An 18,000-nucleotide genomic window follows, 5' to 3' on the forward strand; every position below is an offset into this window, starting at 1 on the left:
CTGGCTGGGCGAGAATGCGCGCCGGGCGAAAACAGTGATACGCCGCAGGCGATCAGCACTACACAAAGAAAAAGTTTTCTGCCTAAGATGGAAGTTGCTGACCCAACCCGCCGCGCCCTGGCGGCGCAGCGCGGCCCTGCCTTGCACCTCCCGGTGCGGCAGCACCATCTTCCTGACCCACCATAATCAAAAGGGAGACCATTCATGATCCGTCTGTACCACAACCCGCGCTGTTCCAAATCGCGCGAGGCACTGGCACTGCTGCAGGACGCCGGTGCCGATGTCGAAGTGATCGAATACCTGAAACACCCGCCCAGTGCTGCCGAGCTGGACCATATCCTCACCCTGATGCAGCTGGACCCGCGCGACCTGCTGCGCACCAAGGAAGAAGAATACGAAACCCTGTGCCTGGACGACATCACGCTGGAGCGCGACAAGCTGATCGAGGCCATGGTGGACAATCCCAATCTGATCGAGCGCCCGATTGCCGTCAGCACCGACATGGCCGTGCTAGGCCGTCCGCCAGAAAAGGTACTCAGCCTGCTGGATCGCTAAGCCACCGGCCCACCCGACTCATGCCGCTCTCAGCGTCAGCACCAGGCGATTTAGCCTGGTGTTTTTTATTGGACTGGCCGCCCGCGTGTCGTAGCAAAGCGACAACCACCCCCCTGCCGAATTACTTCTATCCAAATAATAACTTGAAGAATAATAACGTATGTTACTAAAATGCATCCCATGAACAAATCATTCCATCATCTGGAACAGGCCGTCGACCGCATCGAAAGCCGCTTTCCCGGCGTGCCGCGCCAGGAAGTGATTCTGACGCGGCTCTACTTCCACATCATGCCGCGCCTCACCTGCTATCTGAATGAGGGCATGAAGGAATATGGCCTCAACGAGTCGCTGTGGATGTCGCTGCTGGCCATGTATGCCTGCCCGCAGCAGAAGCTGTATCCGTCCGACATCAGCGACACGCTCGACTCCTCGCGCACCAATGCCACACGCATTGTCGACGAGCTGGTGCGCAATGATTGGGCCACGCGGATTCCCTGTGCCGAAGATCGCCGCAAGATCGGCCTGGAATTGACCGCCAAGGGCCTGGCACTGGTGGAAGAACTGTTACCGATTTCCCGCGCCAGCCACCGCGAACTATGGCAAGACTTCGACGCCGAGGAACGGCAGCTGATGGAAAAGATGATGCGCAAACTGCTGGCCAGACTAGGCGGCTGAAGCGCTAACGCTTCGACCGGATAGCCGCCAGGGTGGCTGTCATACTGCGCACACATAATAACTCGAGTGACTATCACACCATCAATCATCACGATGGAATCTGGAGACACACAAGGTGAATAAACCCAATTGGCAGCAGACCGCAGGCCTGCTGATGCTTACCGCCATGCTGGGTGGCTGCGCCGGTTTCGGCGACGACACCACCCCGGCCCGGCCGCTGTCTGCGACCCAGTTGCAGTTGGGCGAGCATGCAGCCAGCCAGGTACATGCCGGCTGGTGGCAGCAACTGAATGATCCGACGCTCAACCAGCTGATCGACACCGCGCTACAGCAAGCACCGTCGCTAAAAGTGGCCGATGCCCGCCTGCGTGAAGCACGCAGTGCCGTGGGCATGGCCCAAAGCAAGGAAGGCCCGCAAGTCGAAGCCAGTGCCAGTCTCGACCGCGAGCGCTATTCACTGTACGGGCTGTTCCCGCCACCCATCGGTGGCAACTACTACAACGTCTACACCATGTCGCTGGGCGCCAGCTGGGAAATCGACTTCTGGGGCAAGCACCGCGCCGCCGTCAAGGCCGCGCTGGGCAACCAGCAGGCCATTGCCCTGGAAGGCCAGCAGTCTCGCCTGGTCATCACCCAGGCCGTGATCGCCCAGTACACCAGCCTGCAACGCATCCAGGAACAAGCCCGACTGCTGCAGGCCCGCCAGCAGCTGGCACAAAGCCAGCTGGCACTGACCCATGCCCGCGTCAGCGCCGGCCTGCTCCCCGGTGACAGTCTGCGAGAACGTGAAATCCAGCTCAAGCGCCTGAGCCAGCAGCGCAGCGCACTGGCCAACGATGCCGACCATGCCCGCCATGCACTGGCAGCGCTGACCGGCCAGCCGCCCAATGCACTGGCCAGCCTTGAGCCCGCCCCCTTGCGCCCCGCCCCGGCCATGCCGGAGGCCGCCTTGACGCTGGACATCCTCAGCCAGCGCCCGGACATCGTGGCCCAGCGTGAGCGGGTGGAGGCCATGAACCAGTCGGTCAAGGCAGCCAAGGCCGAGTTCTACCCCAATGTTTCGCTGTCGGCCTTTGTCGGCCAGTCGGCGCTGGAAACCTCGGATCTGTTCAATACCGGCTCCAAGATTGTCGGTATCACTCCGGCCATTCATCTGCCGATCTTCACCTCCGGCGCACTGCAGGCCAATCTGGCCTCCAGCCGCGCCCGCTACGACATCGCGGTGGAAAACTACAACCAGACCGTGCTGGATGCGCTGCGCGATGCGGCAGACAGCCTGTCCACCTGGCAGAAAACCGCCAGCCAGCTGTCCGATGCCCACCAGGCGACACAGCTGAGCCGCAAGGCCTCCGACTCCACCGTGCTGCGCTTCAAGGCCGGTCTGGTCAACAAGCTGGCCGTACTGGATGCACAGGAAGCCGACCTCAACCAGCAAGCCGGCAAGGTCGACGCCATTGCGGCCAACCGCCTGGCCTGGGCCGCACTGAATACCGCACTGGGCGGGGGTTTCGCCACCAGTGAAACCACCCAACAAGCCCGCTAAGGACACCCATCATGGATAAGCAGATCGAGACGGCAAAAAGCCGCAAACGCAATCTTTTTGTCGCCACCGGCATCATCGCCGCCCTGGCCATTGGCTACGGTGCCTACTGGGGCCTGGTGTTGAGCCATCAGGAAAACACCGACGACGCCTATGTCGCCGGCCACATGGTGCAGCTGACCCCGGAAGTGGGCGGCACCGTGGTGAAGATTGCCGCCGAGGATACCGACCGCGTCAACAGCGGCCAGACCGTGGTGGCGTTTGACAATAGCGATGCCAAGCTGGCTTTCGAACGCGCCCGCAATGAATTTGCCCAGACCGTGCGCGAAACCCGCCAGCTGATGACCAGCACCCAGCAACTGGCCGCCCAGGTTGCCGTGCGCGAAGCTGAACTGGGCAAGGCCCAGGCTGACCTGAAGCGCCGGGAAACCCTGGCCGGCTCCGATGCCATCTCCAGTGAAGAACTGGGCCATGCGCGTGATGCCGTCAGCACCGCCAAGGCCGCGCTGGACGCCGCCCGCGAACAGGCCAAGGCTACCGATGCCCTGGTGGGCAAGGACGTACTGGCCAAGCAGCCGAACGTACAACGCGCCGCCAGCAAGCTGAAAGAAGCCTGGCTGGCACTGCAGCGTACCGAGGTCAAGGCACCGGTTTCCGGCTATGTGGCCCGCCGTAATGTACAGGTCGGCCAGCGCGTGGCCGCCGGTACCCCGCTGATGGTAGTGGTGCCGCTGGAAAGCGTATGGGTGGATGCCAACTTCAAGGAAGTACAGCTGGCCAAGATCCGTATCGGCCAGGACGTGGAGCTGACGGCCGACGTGTACGGCAGCAAGGTGAGCTATCACGGCAAGGTGCAGGGCCTGTCGGCCGGCACCGGCAGTGCCTTCTCGCTGTTGCCGGCGCAAAACGCCACCGGCAACTGGATCAAGGTGGTGCAACGCGTGCCGGTGCGTATCCAGCTGGACCCGAAAGAGCTGAAGGAACACCCGCTGCGCGTGGGCCTGTCGGTAGATGCCGTGGTCGATATCTCCAAGCAGGATGGCCCTTCGCTGGCTGATGCACCGCGGACCACCCCGGCCCAGGAAACCCATGCCCTGACGCCAGACCTGAAACAGGCTGACGAACTGGTCGCCAGCCTGCTGGCCGCCAACGCCCAGTAATCCCCCGGTCGCTACCGGCTGCGGCAGCACGCCGCGCCGGCAGCGCCGTCTTGAGGACTTTCCGTCATGAATCATCCACCACTGTCAGGCTCGCGCCTGGTGTGGATCACGCTGGCGCTGTCGATGTCGGTGTTCATGCAGGTACTGGACACCACCATTGCCAACGTGGCACTGCCCACCATCTCCGGCAACCTCGGTGCCGCCACCAGCCAGGGCACCTGGGTCATTACCTCCTTCGGCGTGGCCAATGCCATCGCCGTGCCGCTGACCGGCTGGCTGGCCAAGCAGGTGGGCGAAGTCAAGCTGTTTACCATTTCCACCCTGCTGTTCGTGCTCACTTCCTGGATGTGCGGCATGGCCAACAGCCTGGAAATGCTGATCCTGTTCCGCGTGCTGCAAGGCGCCGTGGCCGGCCCGATGATCCCGCTGTCGCAAAGCCTGCTGATGGCCTGCTACCCGCCGGCCAAGAAAGGGCTGGCGCTGGCGCTATGGGCGATGACGGTAATCGTGGCGCCGGTATTCGGCCCGATTCTGGGCGGGGTCATCAGTGACAACTGGCACTGGGGCTGGATCTTCTTCATCAATGTGCCGGTGGGGATGGCTGCCGCCTTCATCAGCTGGAAGATTCTGAAAGAACGGGAAACCGGCCTGGTACGCCAGCCCATCGACAAGCTGGGCCTGGCGCTGCTGATTGTCGGCGTGGGCGCGCTGCAGATGATGCTGGACCGCGGCAAGGAGCTGGACTGGTTCAACTCCACCGAAATCGTGGTGCTGGCCATTGTCTCTGCAGTGTCGCTGATTTACCTGGTGATCTGGGAACTGGGGGAAAAACACCCGATTGTCGACCTCACCCTGTTTGCCAAACGCAACTTCACCGTGGGCACCGTGGCCATCAGCCTGGGCTTCATGCTGTATTTCGGCGCAGTAGTGCTGCTGCCGCTGATGCTGCAAACCCAGATGGGCTACACCGCCACCTGGGCCGGCCTGGCCGCCGCCCCCATCGGCATCCTGCCGGTCTTCCTGTCGCCCATCATCGGCAAGAACGCGCACCGGCTGGACATGCGCTGGCTGGTCACCATCAGCTTCAGCGTGTATGCCGCCTGCTTCTTCTGGCGCAGCACCTTCAATACCGACATGAGTTTCGCCTACGTGGTATGGCCGCAGTTCATCCAGGGTATCGGTGTGGCCTGCTTCTTCATGCCGCTGACCACCATCACCCTGTCCGGCCTGCGCCCGGATCAGATTGCCAGTGCCTCCAGCCTGTCCAACTTCCTGCGCATCCTGGCCGGCAGTATCGGCACCTCGATCACCACCACGCTGTGGGACCGGCGTGAAGCCCTGCACCACGCCCAACTCACCCAGCATGTGACGCTGTACGATCAGGCCAGCCTGATGTGGTTCCGCCTGCTGGAAAGCACGGGCATGTCCACCAGCCAGCAGCAGGCTTACACGGCGCTGCAGATTACCCGCCAGGGTTCGCTGATCGGCGTGAACGAGGTGTTCTGGCTGTTCGGCATCATGTTTGTCGCGCTGATTGCCCTGGTGTGGTTTGCCCGGCCGCCGTTCACCTCCAGCGGTGCGGCCGACAGCGGCGCGCATTAAGGTCTGACAGCAACAAAAAGCCCGCGCAAGCGGGCTTTTTCGTGGGTCTGTTCCTGACCGGCTAATCCACCTGGCAGCGCAACTGGCCGGCGCCATTCTCGGCGCACAGCCGGATATTGCCGTCCTGGTCCAGCACCAGCATTTCCTCGCCCAGCCAAGCCTCCCCTGCTTTGGGAATGGCGCGCAACTGGAAGCTGTCGGCCCGCGCATTGCCATCCTGCGCGCCGAAGCTGAGTTGGTAATGGCTGGTCGCGCTCAGCGGCAATGTCGGCCAGTGGCCGCTGCCTGCGGTATAGCGGCCATGCTCGCTGCGCCACTGCTCCATGAAGTGGCTGGCCTGCAACAGCGCCACCCTGGCTTCGGCCTGACGCAGCCTTTGCACATGCCCCCGCCACAATGGCAGGGCAATCAGCAACAATAGCGACAGCATGGCCAGCACCGTCAGTAATTCGAGCAGGCTGAAGCCGCCGCGCTTTCTCTTCAGCGTAATTCGCGCCATGCCAGTCTCCTGCTGCGCGGGCTGCCCGTCGCCGCCGGCAACAGCAGCACATGGCTTTGCACCGTCACCGCACTATCCGGCAAACGGCCCCAGCCACGGGCAGTCACGCGTAATAGCAGACCGCGCTGTTCGCCATCCACATACTGCGGGTCCAGCAGCTCGAGCAGATAATGCGGGTCACTCCAGAACGAGGGTCCGCTGGTCACGGCCGGGCAGCGTCCAGCAGTCGCCACAGGCTGCAGCACCAGCCGCAATGCCACGCCACAGGGATGCAGTAAAGCCACACCCGTCTCATCCTGCCTTTGCCAAGGCGGTGCAAGCGCCTGTCCGGCCAGCGTTGCCGACAGGCATAAGCCCTGCTGCCAACCCGCCGGATTGCGCGACTGCCGACAGGACAGGGTAAACGGCGCGTCTGCCTGCAACAGCGCACTGCGGCTCATGCTGGCGACTTGCCCAAGCAGCGGCAGACTGAGCAAGGCCTGCTCGCCGGCCTGCAAACCCAGCTCGGCCAGCTGGAAGGCACGCTGGGCATCATCCAGCTGACTGCCGATGCGCTGCTCATCACGCAACAAGCGGCTCAGCCCCAGCACCAGTGCGCTCATCAACAGCAGCAACAGCAAGGCCGTCACCAGTACCACCCCGTGCGCCTCCTGGCGCTTCAGCCGGGACATGCTGGCCCCGCCCGGCTCATCACTTGCAGGCGATATGGCATGGGCGCAGCGCTGCTGCCAGCTGGGCGCATGGCCAGTTGCAAGGTCCACCACTGCCGGGGCGCACTGCCCGGGCAGGCCGGCAGTGTTTCTACCTGTAACTGCAGACGGGCAATGCCACTGGCCAGCCATAGCACTGGCTGGCCGGTCTGCTCCAGCCACAGCTTGCCCTCCGCACTCCCCTGGTCCAGCCGGTAGTGGCGCTGCTGCAAGGCCAGCAGCTCGAGCGAAGGCAGATGATGTTCGGCCATGTGCACCGCCAGCGGACTAGCGAGGGCAAGCTGCAACCAGAATGCGCCATCCTGCTGCTGCAGAAAAACATCACTACCCAGCGTCAGCAGATCGATACGGCGGCAACTGGCCAGCAACAGTAACTGCCCTGCAGACCAAGCTGGTGGCGGCTGCAGCAAGCGCCAGCGGCTGATCTGACCCTGGCTGTCAGCTGGCTCGGCCAGCAGGGCGATGCCACCATCGCCATAGCTCAGGCTCAGTGCACCCTCCCCTGCCTGCGGCATGAGCTTTACCCGGCTTGCAGGCCACTGCGCTGGGCCGGCACAGGCAAAACTGCCGGCCATGCGCAAATCATGCGCCAGTTGCTGCAGTACAAAACGGGCTTCCTGCTGTGATGCCAGCCGCGCGCTGGCAAAGCTGCGGCTCTGCAATACCGCATGCAGGCTTTGCCACAACAGGCCGCACAGCAGCAAGCCCAGCAAGATGCTGAGCATCAGTTCCACCAGCGAGAAGCCACGCGCCGCCGGCATCAGCGGCTCACTCCAGCGCCAGGGGCAAAGGCCCCGCCGCTACGGACGGCTGCAGCAGCCATACCCGGCCGCTGGCCTGACAGTCCGCCGCAAGCGGCACTGCCGGCAAGGCGCCGGCATGGCGACAGAGCCAGGGGCTTCCCCGCTCTTCAGCGGGCCACAGCAGGTCTGCCTCCTGCTGTAATTGCCCCAGCGCAGCACGGGTATGTTGCCCGCTACTGCCGGAGGGCAATACCTGCTGCCGCTCGGCCTGCATGGCCTCGGCCAGATTCAGGCTGGCCAGCAGCAGCCGGCTGTCGGCATCACTGATGCGTAACTGCCGCAAGCTCTGCCCGGCCATGCCAGACAGGCTGAGCAGACCGAACAGCAGGATCAGCAAGCCCAGCATCACCTCGACCAGACTGAAACCCCGGCTGAGCACTCGCCTAGCCACAGCAGCGGTCCTGGCTGCACCATTGCGCCTTGCCACTGGGCTGCAACTGCAGGCTATGGCACTGGCCTCCGGGGGTACGCAACTGGAAACGCGGTGCCGGGCCACTATGCAAGCGGCCGTCCGCAGTAAAGGCAAAATCCTGCCGATTGGCACTGAGCGCTACGCTGGCGCTGTTGAACAACAGGTGATGTAGCCGCTCGCCGCTGTCGTAGCGGCCATTGGGCCGGAATGGCGCATCAGCAAATACCAGCATGCCTTCGCTCCAGTTGCTGATGATGGCATTACCGGGCTGACAGCCCTGGATTTCCAGATTGACCTTGCTGTTGAGGGCACACACCCACACGGTGCGCTTGCCACGAATCGCCTCGCTGCGTGCCAGCTGCAGGCCGGATTGCAATAACTGGCCGCGTGCCAGCAAGCGCTGCCGCTCCAGCATGTCCTGCATGGCAGGCAGTGTCTGACCCAGCAAAATGGCACTGACTGCCAGCACGATCAACAACTCATACAAAGTAAAACCGCCACCTAGGCGGCAAGCAACAGAACGGGGCATGGGCAGGCCACCTCCGTGAGCGCAAGCAATTGATGGGCAGGACTGGACATGCTGCCCCGCCCTACCAGCGCCGGCTTGTGGCTTGTGCTGAGATCAGCAGGGAATGCTCTGATATACCGTCATCACGGATCGGATCAAGCAAAGAAAAAGCCACCCGGATGGATGGCTTCGAGAAAGAATACGACGGCAGTACGCTAATCAGTGCGCGGTTTCCCAGCTGCTGCCCGCCCCTACCTCGGCCAGCAGCGGCACTTTCAGCGCCGCCACGCCGGCCATGATCTGTGGCAGTTTCTGTTTGACCAGCTCCAGCTCCGCTGCCGGCACTTCCAGCACCAGTTCATCGTGTACCTGCATGATCAGCAGGCTGGACAGCTTCTCCGCATCCAACCAGTTTTGCACGGCAATCATCGCCAGCTTGATCAGGTCGGCGGCGGTGCCTTGCATCGGCGCATTGATAGCGGCGCGCTCGGCGCCGGCACGGCGCGCCGGGTTGGACAGCTTGATCTCCGGCAGATACAGGCGGCGGCCGAACACGGTTTCCACATAGCCGTGTTCGCGCGCGCTTTCGCGGGTGTGCTGCATATATTCGGCCACGCCGGGATAGCGCATGAAATAGCGGTCGATGTATTGCTGGGCGGCGCTACGCTCGATATCCAGCTGGGCAGCCAGGCCAAAGGCGCTCATGCCGTAGATCAGGCCGAAGTTGATGGCCTTGGCGGCACGGCGCTGCTCGCTGCTCACCTGCCCCAGTTCCACACCGAATACTTCGGCGGCAGTGGCCTTGTGGATGTCCTCGCCGCTGGCAAATGCCGCCAGCATGCCGGCGTCGTCGGACAGATGGGCCATGATGCGTAGCTCGATCTGCGAATAGTCGGCACTGACAATGCTGTGGCCGGGCTTGGCGATGAAGGCCTCGCGCACGCGGCGGCCTTCGGCGGTACGCACCGGGATGTTTTGCAGGTTGGGGTCGGAACTGGCCAGCCGCCCGGTAATCGCCACGGCCTGTGAATAATTGGTATGTACCCGGCCGGTAGCGGGGTTAATCAGGGTCGGCAGCTTGTCGGTATAGGTGGACTTGAGCTTGGCCAGGCCGCGATATTGCAGGATGCACTTGGGCAGCGGGTGATCCAGCGCCAGCGTTTCCAGTACCGATTCATCGGTGGAAAAGCCGCCGGACGGGGTTTTCTTGATGCCCTTGGTGGCAATGCCCAGCTTGCCGAACAGGATTTCCTGCAGCTGCTTGGGCGAATTCAGGTTGAAGGGCTGGCCGGCCAGTTCATAGGCCTGGCTTTCCAGCTGCAGCATTTGCGTGCCCAGCTGATGGCTCTGCGCCGCCAGCTGGTCGCGGTCGATCAGCACGCCGTTGCGCTCCATGCGGAACAGCACCTCCGCCACCGGCAATTCGATGTCGCGGTAGATTTCGCCGAGCTTACCGCTCAGTTGCGGCGCAAAGTACTGGTTCAAGCGCAGGGTGATGTCGGCATCTTCCGCCGCGTAATTGGCGGCAGTTTCAACATCCACTTCGGCAAAACCGATCTGCTTGGCACCCTTGCCGCAGATGTCTTCGTAGCTGACCGTGGTTTCACCCAGATGGCGCGCCGCCAGGTCATCCATATTGTGACGCTGGTGGCTTTCCAGCACATAGGAAGCCAGCATGGAGTCGTCCACCACCCCGGCCAGGGTAATGCCGTGGTTGGCAAACACGTGGCGGTCGTATTTCAGGTTCTGGCCGCATTTGGGCTTGCTGGCGTCTTCCAGCCAGGGCTTGAGCCGGGTCAGCGCGTCGTCCAGCGCCAGCTGCTGCGGGGCACCGGCATAGTGGTGGCCCAAGGGCAGATAGGCCGCTTCGCCCGCTTGCAGGGCAAAGCTGATGCCGACAATGCGGGCCTGCATCTGGTCGAGGCTGGTGGTTTCGGTGTCCAGCGACACCAGCGCGCCGCTGTGGAGCTTGTCCAGCCAGCCTTGCAGTGCGGCTTCGTCCAGAATGGTGTGGTAATGGCGGGAGACGGCGCTGGCCGGCGGGGCAAGCGGCGCAGGAACCGGCGCGGCATCGGCCATGGCAAACAGGTCGTCGGTCTGACCAGCCGCAGCGCGCGGCACATCCACGGCCACCGGGCTGCTGAGCGGCGCGTCTTCGCCTTCGGTCATTTCGCGGTAGAAGGTACGGAAGCCCTGGTCCTTGAACAACTCGGCCAGCCGTGGGCGGTCTTTTACCCCGTGCTGCAGGCTGTTGAGGCCATAGGGCATTTCCTGCTGCAAATCGACATCGCACTTGATGGTGATCAGCTCATGGCCGCGTGGCAGCCAGTCCAGCGCGGCGCGCAGGTTTTCGCCCACCTTGCCGCCTATTTTTTCGGCATTGGCAATGATATTGTCCAGCGTGCCGTATTCTTCCAGCCACTTCACTGCCGTTTTGGGGCCGCATTTGTCCACGCCGGGGACGTTGTCCACCTTGTCGCCGATCAGGGTGAGGTAGTCGATGATGCGTTCCGGCGGCACGCCGAACTTCTCTTTCACCCCGGCCTGGTCCAGGTTTTCATTGGTCATGGTATTCACCAGCGACACCATGGGCGTCACCAGTTGCGCCATGTCCTTGTCACCGGTGGAGATGATGACCTGAAAGCCGGCAGCCTCGCCCATGCGTGCCAGCGTGCCGATGACATCGTCAGCCTCCACGCCGTCCACCATCAGCAGCGGCCAGCCGGAGGCTTGCACCACCTCGTGCACCGGCTTAATCTGTGCGGCCAGCTCTTCCGGCATGGAAGGCCGGTTGGCCTTGTATTCCGGGTACAAGTCATCGCGGAAAGTCTTGCCTTTAGCGTCGAAAACGCAGGCGCTATAATCGAACTGCACCTCTTTCTCCAGCCGGCGCAGCATGTTGACCATGCCGTATACCGCCCCGGTGGGCCGGCCATCCGGAGAACGCAAATCGGGCATCGCGTGAAAGGCGCGATACAGGTAGGAAGAGCCGTCGATCAATAACAATGTTTTCATAGAAGAGGGGCGAATGATGAGCTTGTCCGATAAGTTGCCGCAGACCAGTGATCGTTACGACATGATGCAGCGCTTCCGCTCGCGCGAGGCGTGGCACGTGATGAAGATCATGTCGGAGTTTGTCGACTCGGCCGAAGAACTGCAAGGCATCACGCCGGCAGTCAGCATCTTCGGCAGCGCCCGCACTCCGCGCGACCATCCCTATTATAAGCTGACCGAGGAAGTGGCCCGGCTTCTTTCTGATTCGGGCTTCTCGGTAATTTCCGGCGGCGGCCCCGGCATCATGGAAGCAGCCAACAAGGGCGCCTTTTACGGCAAGAGCCCGTCGGTGGCGCTCAATATCGTGCTGCCACACGAGCAGAAGCCCAACGAATACCAGGACTTGTCGATCAAGTTCAACCACTTTTTCAGCCGCAAGGTGATGTTCGTCAAGCATGCCATCGCCTATGTGGTGATGCCGGGCGGCTTTGGTACGCTGGACGAGATGTTCGAGGCGCTGACGCTGATCCAGACCGGCAAGTCGCGTCCCATCCCCATCATCCTGTGCTGCAGCGAATTCTGGAGCGGTCTGATCGACTGGGTAAAAAACCATCTGGTAAAAGAAGGTATGATCAACCCTGACGACGTGAACCTGATCCAGCTGATCGACGAACCCGGCCAGATCGTGGAAACCATTTTCAAGCACTACGAAACCCGCGGCTTCGAGGCTCTGCCGGAAGAACGCGAAAAACTGCTCAATCTATAACGACACTTCACCAAGGACCCATCATCATGCGCCGCCTCCTTGCCCTACTCGCCCTGCTGCCGCTATCGGCCGCCTGGGCTGCCACCCCGCCGGCCCCGGCCGTCGTGCCGCCGCCGCCCACCATTTCGCAGGATGCCGCCGGCACGGCCGAGCCGGAAGTCCGCATCATCCAGCGTGGCGACGACAAGATCGAGGAATACCGCCTCAATGGTCAGCTCTACATGATGAAAGTAACCCCCGCCATCGGTTTTCCTTATTACCTGATGGATGAAGAGGGCAATGGCAGCATGAAGCAGGTGGACCCGAATCGCCGCATCATCATCCCGCAATGGGTTCTCAAGCGCTTCTGAGGAACAGGCATGTCGGTTTACACCACCGTCAGCGATGACATGATGCAAAGCTGGCTGAGCCGCTATGCGCTCGGCCAGCTGGTCGAACTCAAGGGCATCGCCGCTGGCGTCACCAATACCAATTATTTTGTCACCACCACCCATGGCCGTTACGTCCTCACCATCTTCGAAACCCTGAAGCTGGAAGAACTGCCCTACTACCTGACGCTGATGAGCCATCTGGCGCGGCACGGTGTGGCCTGCCCGGCACCGCTGGCCGATCACACCGACCAGTTTGCCTCGCTCCTGGCTGGCAAGCCGGCCTGTCTGGTGAGCTGCCTGTCCGGTGCCGACATCAGCCAGCCCAGCGCCATCCAGTGCCGGGCCGTGGGTGAAATGCTGGCCCAGATGCATGTGGCCAGCGCCACCTTCCCGCGCAAGATGAAGAATCCGCGCGGCCCGCGCTGGTGGAGCGAAACCGCCAGCGCCATGTATGGCTTCATGGCTGAAGCCGACGCCGCCAGCCTGCGCCAGGAAATCCAGTTCCAGGATCAGCACCGTTTCGACCACCTGCCCAGCGGCGTGATCCATGCCGACCTGTTCAAGGACAATGTACTGATGGACGGCGACAAGATTGCCGGCTTCATCGACTTTTACTACGCCTGCAACGACATCCTGTTGTACGACGTGGCCATTGCCTTCAACGACTGGACGCGGCTGGAAGACGGCAGCATCTCCCCGCAGCGGGCCACTGCCTTCCTGGCTGGCTACCAGTCGGTGCGTACCCTGACGGCGGAAGAAAAACAGGCCTGGCCGGTCATGTTGCGCGCCGCAGCCTTGCGCTTCTGGACTTCGCGCCTGCTCGACCTGTACCAGCCGATGGCGGGTGAGCTGACCTACACCAAGGACCCCAAGGTGTTCCAGCAGCTGGTGGAGGCCCACCGCCAGCGCAGCGACTTCTGGCTGTAAGCAGCCAGTTCAGCCCTGCCGCAGCCCACCACGGCCTTGCGGGCCAGCCCGCAAGGCCGTTTCACATGCGGTTGAACGCCAGCATGCCGCGCGTCTGGCTCTTGTCCTTGTGATGAATGCGATACAGCGGGCGATGCAAGGTGGGCAGCGGTGCCAGCACCGCCACCACCTGCCCGCTGTCTAGCAGCTCGCGCACCACATGCAAGGACAGGCAACTCACCCCCAGCCCGGCGGCGACTGCTCGCTTGATGGCTTCGGAATGGCCCATTTCCATCACCTGGGCAAAGCCGCCAACATGCGGCAGCAACAAGCGCTCCACTTCCTCGCGCGTGCCGGAACCGCTCTCGCGCAATACCCACTGCGCCTGCGCCAGCCGTGACAGGCTGACCGCGCCTTGCGCCAGCGGATGGCTGGCGGCGGCAAACACCACCAGGATATCGTCCTGCCATGGCTCTACCACAATGTCGGGATGATGGCATGGCCCTTCGATAAAACCCATGTCCACCTTGAAACCAGCCACCGCCTCCACCACGTCGGCAGTATTGGCCACCATCAACTCCACCCTGGCCTGTGGCTGCTGTAACTGGAAGCGGGCAATCTGCTCCGGCAACAGATAATTGGCGATGGTGGTACTGGCCGCCAGCCGCACATGCATGGCTGCCTGACTGTCGAACAGCCGCTGCATGTCCTGCGCGGCATCCAGCATGGCGCGGGCACGCGGCAGCAACAGCCGGCCGTGTTCGTTCAGCACCAGTCGCCGCCCCACCCGGTCGAACAAGGGGGCTGCCAGCCCGGCTTCCAGTGCCGCCAGTGCCTGACTGGCGGCTGACTGGGTCAGCGCCACCTGCTCGGCGGCTGCGGTGACCGTGCCCTGCTCGGTTACCGCCACAAACACTTCCAGTTCACGCAAGCTCAAACGCAATGCCATCGGCTACTCCTGTTGCGGCGGTTCACCAGAGCAGGCGGCCAGCCGGATTACACCCACCCTATATATTAATTTTTCTAATTGTTTTTAGATATTTTATCCGTTTTTCAACTTTAATGCGGCGGCGTATCGTTCAGACATCGGGGCAAAGCGCCCTCACTTCTTGCAGGTAGCTCATCATGAACACACTACGTCAGCACACCCCCGGCCTGCTGCTGGTTCTGGTTCTGGCTCTGGGTTCACTCCACGCCGCCGCATTGCCCTGGTTCGGCCAGCTTGGCCTGTCGGCACTGACCATAGCCATCGTCGGCGGCATGGTGCTCGGCAACACCATCTATCCACGCATTGCCCTACCCAGCCACCATGGCGTCACCTTTGCCAAAGGGCAGATCCTGCGCCTGGGCATCATCCTGTTCGGTTTCAAGCTGACGTTTCAGGACATTGCCGCAGTCGGCATCAGCGGCATCCTGATCGATGCCTGTGTGCTGACTTCCACCTTCTTGCTGGCCTTCTGGCTGGGCCGGCGCAAGCTGGGGCTGGACGAGCAAAGCGTCATCCTGATCGGGGCGGGCAGCTCCATCTGCGGCGCAGCCGCCATCCTGGCTACCGAACCCGTGCTCAAGGCACATGCCGAGAAGGTTGCCGTGGCGGTGGCCACCGTGGTGGTATTCGGCACCCTGGCCATGTTCTTGTATCCCCTGCTGTTTTCGCTGGTGCAGACGCTGGGCGTGTCGGAATTTGCCTATGGCGTGTTTACCGGCTCCACCGTGCATGAAGTGGCACAGGCCGTGGCTGCCGGCCGTGCGGTGAGTGAGCAGGCCGCTACCAGCGCAGTGATTACCAAGATGATCCGGGTGATGATGCTGGCCCCCTTTCTGGTGATCCTGTCGACCTGGCTGGCCCGTCGCCATCAGTCTGGCAGCAGCGAGGCAGGCCGCATCACCATTCCGTGGTTTGCCCTGGGCTTTCTCGCCATGGCCGCTTTCAATTCGCTGCACTGGCTGCCGCAAGCCTGGGTAGCCCAGCTGATTGCGCTGGATAATCTGCTGCTGGCCATGGCCATGGGTGCCCTGGGTCTGACCACACACTTTTCCGCCATCCGCCGCGCCGGCAGCAAGCCGATGTGGCTGGCCAGCGCGCTGTTTGCCTGGCTGCTGATTGGCGGCACGCTGATCAACAGCGGCATCAGCTATCTGGTTCACCAGCTCTGAGCATCGTTTGCTAGCAAGCAAAAGAAAACCGCCCGGAATCGGGCGGTTTTCCTATGGCTGACGGGAAATCAGCAAGGGCACTTTTTCATCGACTTGCCACCGTAACGCTCGGACTGGCAGTGGGCGAAAAAGTCCTCCCGGCTCATCACCGGTGCATCGGGACTGAAACGGCGGCGGCTGGCGACATATTTGTCGTAGTCCTTCACCCCCACCATCAGCCGCGCCGCCTCGGTCAGCTGGCGCAACAACTCAGACATTGGCTTCTCCCTGACGATAGACCGCCGGCACTTCCTTGGTGGTGACCCACTTCACGGCCAGCGCCTTGCGGATGACATTGACGGAGAACACCAGCATGGCCACCACCACGGCAATGAACATGGCGGTCAGCGTGGCATCCACATAATCATTGAAGATGATCTGCTGCATTTGTGCCAGGCTTTTGGCCGGGGCCAGCATTTCACCCTTGGCCGCTGCGGCGGAGAACTTGTTGGCATGGGCCAGGAAGCTGATCTTGGGGCTGGCGTGGAACAGCTTCTGCCAGCCGGCTACCAAGGTAACGATCAGCAGCCAGATGGTGGGCACGGCAGTCACCCACACATAGCGCAGCTTTTGCATCTTGATCAGCACCACGGTAGCCAGGATCAGCGCAATGCCGGCCAGCATCTGGTTGGCAATGCCGAACAGCGGCCACAAGGTGTTGATGCCGCCCAGCGGATCGACCACGCCCTGGTAGAGGAAGTAACCCCAGCCGGCCACGGCCAGGCCGGTGGCGATCAGGTTGGCTGCCCAGGATTCGGTATTGGCCATGGGCTTGATGAAGATGCCCAGCAGATCCTGAATCATGAAGCGCAGCACGCGGGTGCCGGCGTCGATGGTGGTGAGGATGAACAGCGCTTCAAACAGGATGGCAAAGTGGTACCAGAAAGCCATCATGGTCTTGCCGCCAATCACGCCGGACAGGATGTGCGCCATGCCCACGGCCAGCGTCGGTGCGCCACCGGCACGCGACAGGATGGTGGTCTCGCCCACATCCTTGGCCATCTGCGTCAGCACATCCGGGGTGATGACAAAGCCCCAGCTGGAAATCACCTGTGCCGCATCCACTGCGGTCTTGCCAATGACGGCCGCCGGGCTGTTCATGGCGAAGTACACGCCCGGATCCAGTACGCAGGCGGCAATCAGCGCCATGATGGCAACAAAGCTTTCCATCAACATGGCACCGTAGCCGATGACACGGGCGTGGGTTTCGTTCTCGATCAGCTTGGGCGTGGTGCCGGAGGCCACCAGCGCGTGGAAGCCGGATACCGCACCGCAGGCAATGGTGATGAACAGGAAGGGGAACAGATTACCGGCAAATACCGGGCCGCTGCCATCGATGAACTTGGTCAGCGCCGGCATGTGCAGGTTCGGCGCCACGATCAGGATGCCGATGGCCAGACCGATAATGGTGCCGATCTTGAGGAAGGTGGACAGATAATCACGCGGTGCCAGCAGCAGCCATACCGGCAGCACCGAAGCGATAAAGCCGTAACCGATCAGCACCCAGGCCAGGGTGGTACCCTGCAGCGTGAACAGCGGTGCCAGCGTGGCGCTCTTGGCCACATCACCACCATAGACAATGGCCAGCATCAGCAGCACAAAGCCGATGACGGAAATCTCGCCAATCTTGCCCGGACGGATATAACGGGTATAGATCCCCATGAACAGGGCAATCGGAATGGTGCAGGCAATGGTGAAGCTGCCCCACGGGCTGCCAGTCAGCGCCTTGACCACCACCAGTGCCAGCACCGCCAGCAGGATGATCATGATCATCAGGATGCCGATGGAGGCAATCACGCCGGGGATGGGGCCCAGCTCCAGCCGGATCATTTCACCCAGCGACTTGCCGTCGCGGCGCATGGACAGGAACAGCACCAGGAAATCCTGTACCGCACCGGCCAGCATCACGCCGATCAGAATCCACAGCGTGCCCGGCAGATAGCCCATCTGCGCAGCCAGCACCGGCCCCACCAGCGGCCCCGCCCCGGCAATGGCAGCAAAGTGGTGACCAAACACCACCCACTTGTTGGTCGGCACGTAGTCCAGGCCGTCGTTGTGCTTTTCTGCCGGGGTCAGCCGTTTGGCATCCAGCTCCAGCACGGTATTGGCAATAAACCGGCCATAAAAACGGTAAGCGATGGAGTAGACCGACACGGCGGCCACCACCAGCCAGATGGCATTGACCGGCTCGCCGCGATTGAGTGCCACGACGGCAAAAGCGACGGCGCCCGCCAGGGCCACGGCAATCCAGATTGCCCATTCCTTTAAGCGTTGCATGTGATTTTCTCTGTCCTTGAATTAAT

18 protein-coding genes are annotated in these 18,000 nt (G+C 62.2%); 9 read left to right on the forward strand and 9 right to left on the reverse strand.

From position 1 onward, the window contains the following. Positions 1-204 precede the first annotated feature (204 nt). The 5 genes from arsC (at position 205) to EAY64_RS04245 (ending at position 5,532) form a co-directional block, all read left to right on the forward strand. Positions 205-555 carry an arsenate reductase (glutaredoxin) gene (gene arsC / locus EAY64_RS04225; protein WP_103523542.1) on the forward strand — a complete coding sequence of 117 codons (351 nt, stop codon included), beginning with the start codon at positions 205-207 and terminating at the stop codon, positions 553-555. Positions 556-735: 180 nt separating this feature from the next. Further along, complete coding sequence (locus tag EAY64_RS04230) at positions 736-1,230, forward strand: MarR family transcriptional regulator (protein WP_103523543.1); 495 nt, start codon at positions 736-738, stop codon at positions 1,228-1,230. Between the two features lie 115 nt (positions 1,231-1,345). Then, a complete protein-coding gene (locus tag EAY64_RS04235; RefSeq protein ID WP_226034175.1) occupies positions 1,346-2,773 on the forward strand; it encodes an efflux transporter outer membrane subunit in 1,428 nt (475 codons plus the stop codon). An 11-nt stretch (positions 2,774-2,784) separates the two neighbouring features. Beyond that, positions 2,785-3,930 (forward strand): HlyD family secretion protein, encoded by a 1,146-nt coding sequence (locus tag EAY64_RS04240; RefSeq protein WP_103523544.1) that lies wholly within the window; start codon positions 2,785-2,787, stop codon positions 3,928-3,930. Positions 3,931-3,996: 66 nt separating this feature from the next. Beyond that, positions 3,997-5,532, forward strand: coding sequence for a DHA2 family efflux MFS transporter permease subunit (locus tag EAY64_RS04245; RefSeq protein ID WP_103523545.1), 1,536 nt, complete (start codon positions 3,997-3,999; stop codon positions 5,530-5,532). A gap of 61 nt (positions 5,533-5,593) precedes the next feature. Here the strand turns inward: EAY64_RS04245 and EAY64_RS04250 are convergent, their stop codons facing one another. The 6 genes from EAY64_RS04250 to polA all read right to left on the reverse strand — a co-directional run bounded on the left by EAY64_RS04250 (position 5,594) and on the right by polA (position 11,479). Then, positions 5,594-6,031 carry a type IV pilin protein gene (locus tag EAY64_RS04250; RefSeq protein WP_103523546.1) on the reverse strand — a complete coding sequence of 146 codons (438 nt, stop codon included), beginning with the start codon at positions 6,029-6,031 and terminating at the stop codon, positions 5,594-5,596. Next, a complete protein-coding gene (locus EAY64_RS04255; RefSeq protein WP_103523547.1) occupies positions 6,013-6,702 on the reverse strand; it encodes a pilus assembly PilX family protein in 690 nt (229 codons plus the stop codon). Before EAY64_RS04255 ends, EAY64_RS04250 begins: the two co-directional genes overlap by 19 nt. Next, positions 6,690-7,502, reverse strand: a complete 813-nt coding sequence (locus tag EAY64_RS04260) for a PilW family protein (RefSeq protein ID WP_103523548.1) — start codon at positions 7,500-7,502, stop codon at positions 6,690-6,692. The genes EAY64_RS04255 and EAY64_RS04260 overlap by 13 nt, the downstream gene beginning before the upstream one ends. A gap of 7 nt (positions 7,503-7,509) precedes the next feature. Next, positions 7,510-7,935, reverse strand: a complete 426-nt coding sequence (locus EAY64_RS04265; protein WP_199106976.1) for a hypothetical protein — start codon at positions 7,933-7,935, stop codon at positions 7,510-7,512. Beyond that, positions 7,928-8,485: a GspH/FimT family pseudopilin gene (locus tag EAY64_RS04270; RefSeq protein ID WP_103523550.1), complete on the reverse strand. Its 558-nt coding sequence runs from the start codon at positions 8,483-8,485 to the stop codon at positions 7,928-7,930. The genes EAY64_RS04265 and EAY64_RS04270 overlap by 8 nt, the downstream gene beginning before the upstream one ends. 198 nt (positions 8,486-8,683) lie before the next feature. Further along, positions 8,684-11,479: a DNA polymerase I gene (polA, locus tag EAY64_RS04275; RefSeq protein WP_103523551.1), complete on the reverse strand. Its 2,796-nt coding sequence runs from the start codon at positions 11,477-11,479 to the stop codon at positions 8,684-8,686. A gap of 16 nt (positions 11,480-11,495) precedes the next feature. Here polA and EAY64_RS04280 point away from each other — a divergent pair, with 16 nt between their 5' ends. The 3 genes from EAY64_RS04280 to thrB are packed head-to-tail and all read left to right on the forward strand — an operon-like array spanning position 11,496 to position 13,522. Then, positions 11,496-12,224, forward strand: a complete 729-nt coding sequence (locus tag EAY64_RS04280) for an LOG family protein (RefSeq protein ID WP_059285725.1) — start codon at positions 11,496-11,498, stop codon at positions 12,222-12,224. Between the two features lie 26 nt (positions 12,225-12,250). Further along, positions 12,251-12,574 carry a DUF2782 domain-containing protein gene (locus EAY64_RS04285; RefSeq protein WP_103523552.1) on the forward strand — a complete coding sequence of 108 codons (324 nt, stop codon included), beginning with the start codon at positions 12,251-12,253 and terminating at the stop codon, positions 12,572-12,574. Between the two features lie 9 nt (positions 12,575-12,583). Beyond that, positions 12,584-13,522, forward strand: coding sequence for a homoserine kinase (thrB, locus tag EAY64_RS04290; protein WP_103523553.1), 939 nt, complete (start codon positions 12,584-12,586; stop codon positions 13,520-13,522). 61 nt (positions 13,523-13,583) lie between these two features. Here the strand turns inward: thrB and EAY64_RS04295 are convergent, their stop codons facing one another. Continuing rightward, positions 13,584-14,450, reverse strand: a complete 867-nt coding sequence (locus tag EAY64_RS04295; protein WP_103523554.1) for a LysR family transcriptional regulator — start codon at positions 14,448-14,450, stop codon at positions 13,584-13,586. A gap of 176 nt (positions 14,451-14,626) precedes the next feature. On the opposite strand from EAY64_RS04295, the gene EAY64_RS04300 reads away from it, so the two are divergent. Continuing rightward, positions 14,627-15,658, forward strand: a complete 1,032-nt coding sequence (locus EAY64_RS04300) for a YeiH family protein (RefSeq protein ID WP_103523555.1) — start codon at positions 14,627-14,629, stop codon at positions 15,656-15,658. A 68-nt stretch (positions 15,659-15,726) separates the two neighbouring features. On the opposite strand, the gene EAY64_RS04305 is transcribed toward EAY64_RS04300, so the two are convergent. Together EAY64_RS04305 and EAY64_RS04310 are read right to left on the reverse strand one after the other, a co-directional pair. After that, a complete protein-coding gene (locus tag EAY64_RS04305) occupies positions 15,727-15,915 on the reverse strand; it encodes a YbdD/YjiX family protein (RefSeq protein ID WP_103523556.1) in 189 nt (62 codons plus the stop codon). Continuing rightward, complete coding sequence (locus EAY64_RS04310; RefSeq protein WP_103523557.1) at positions 15,908-17,974, reverse strand: carbon starvation CstA family protein; 2,067 nt, start codon at positions 17,972-17,974, stop codon at positions 15,908-15,910. The genes EAY64_RS04305 and EAY64_RS04310 overlap by 8 nt, the downstream gene beginning before the upstream one ends. Between the last annotated feature and the right edge of the window lie 26 nt (positions 17,975-18,000).

The organism is Aquitalea palustris, assembly GCF_003693445.1.
Classification (GTDB): Bacteria; Pseudomonadota; Gammaproteobacteria; order Burkholderiales; family Chromobacteriaceae; genus Aquitalea; species Aquitalea palustris.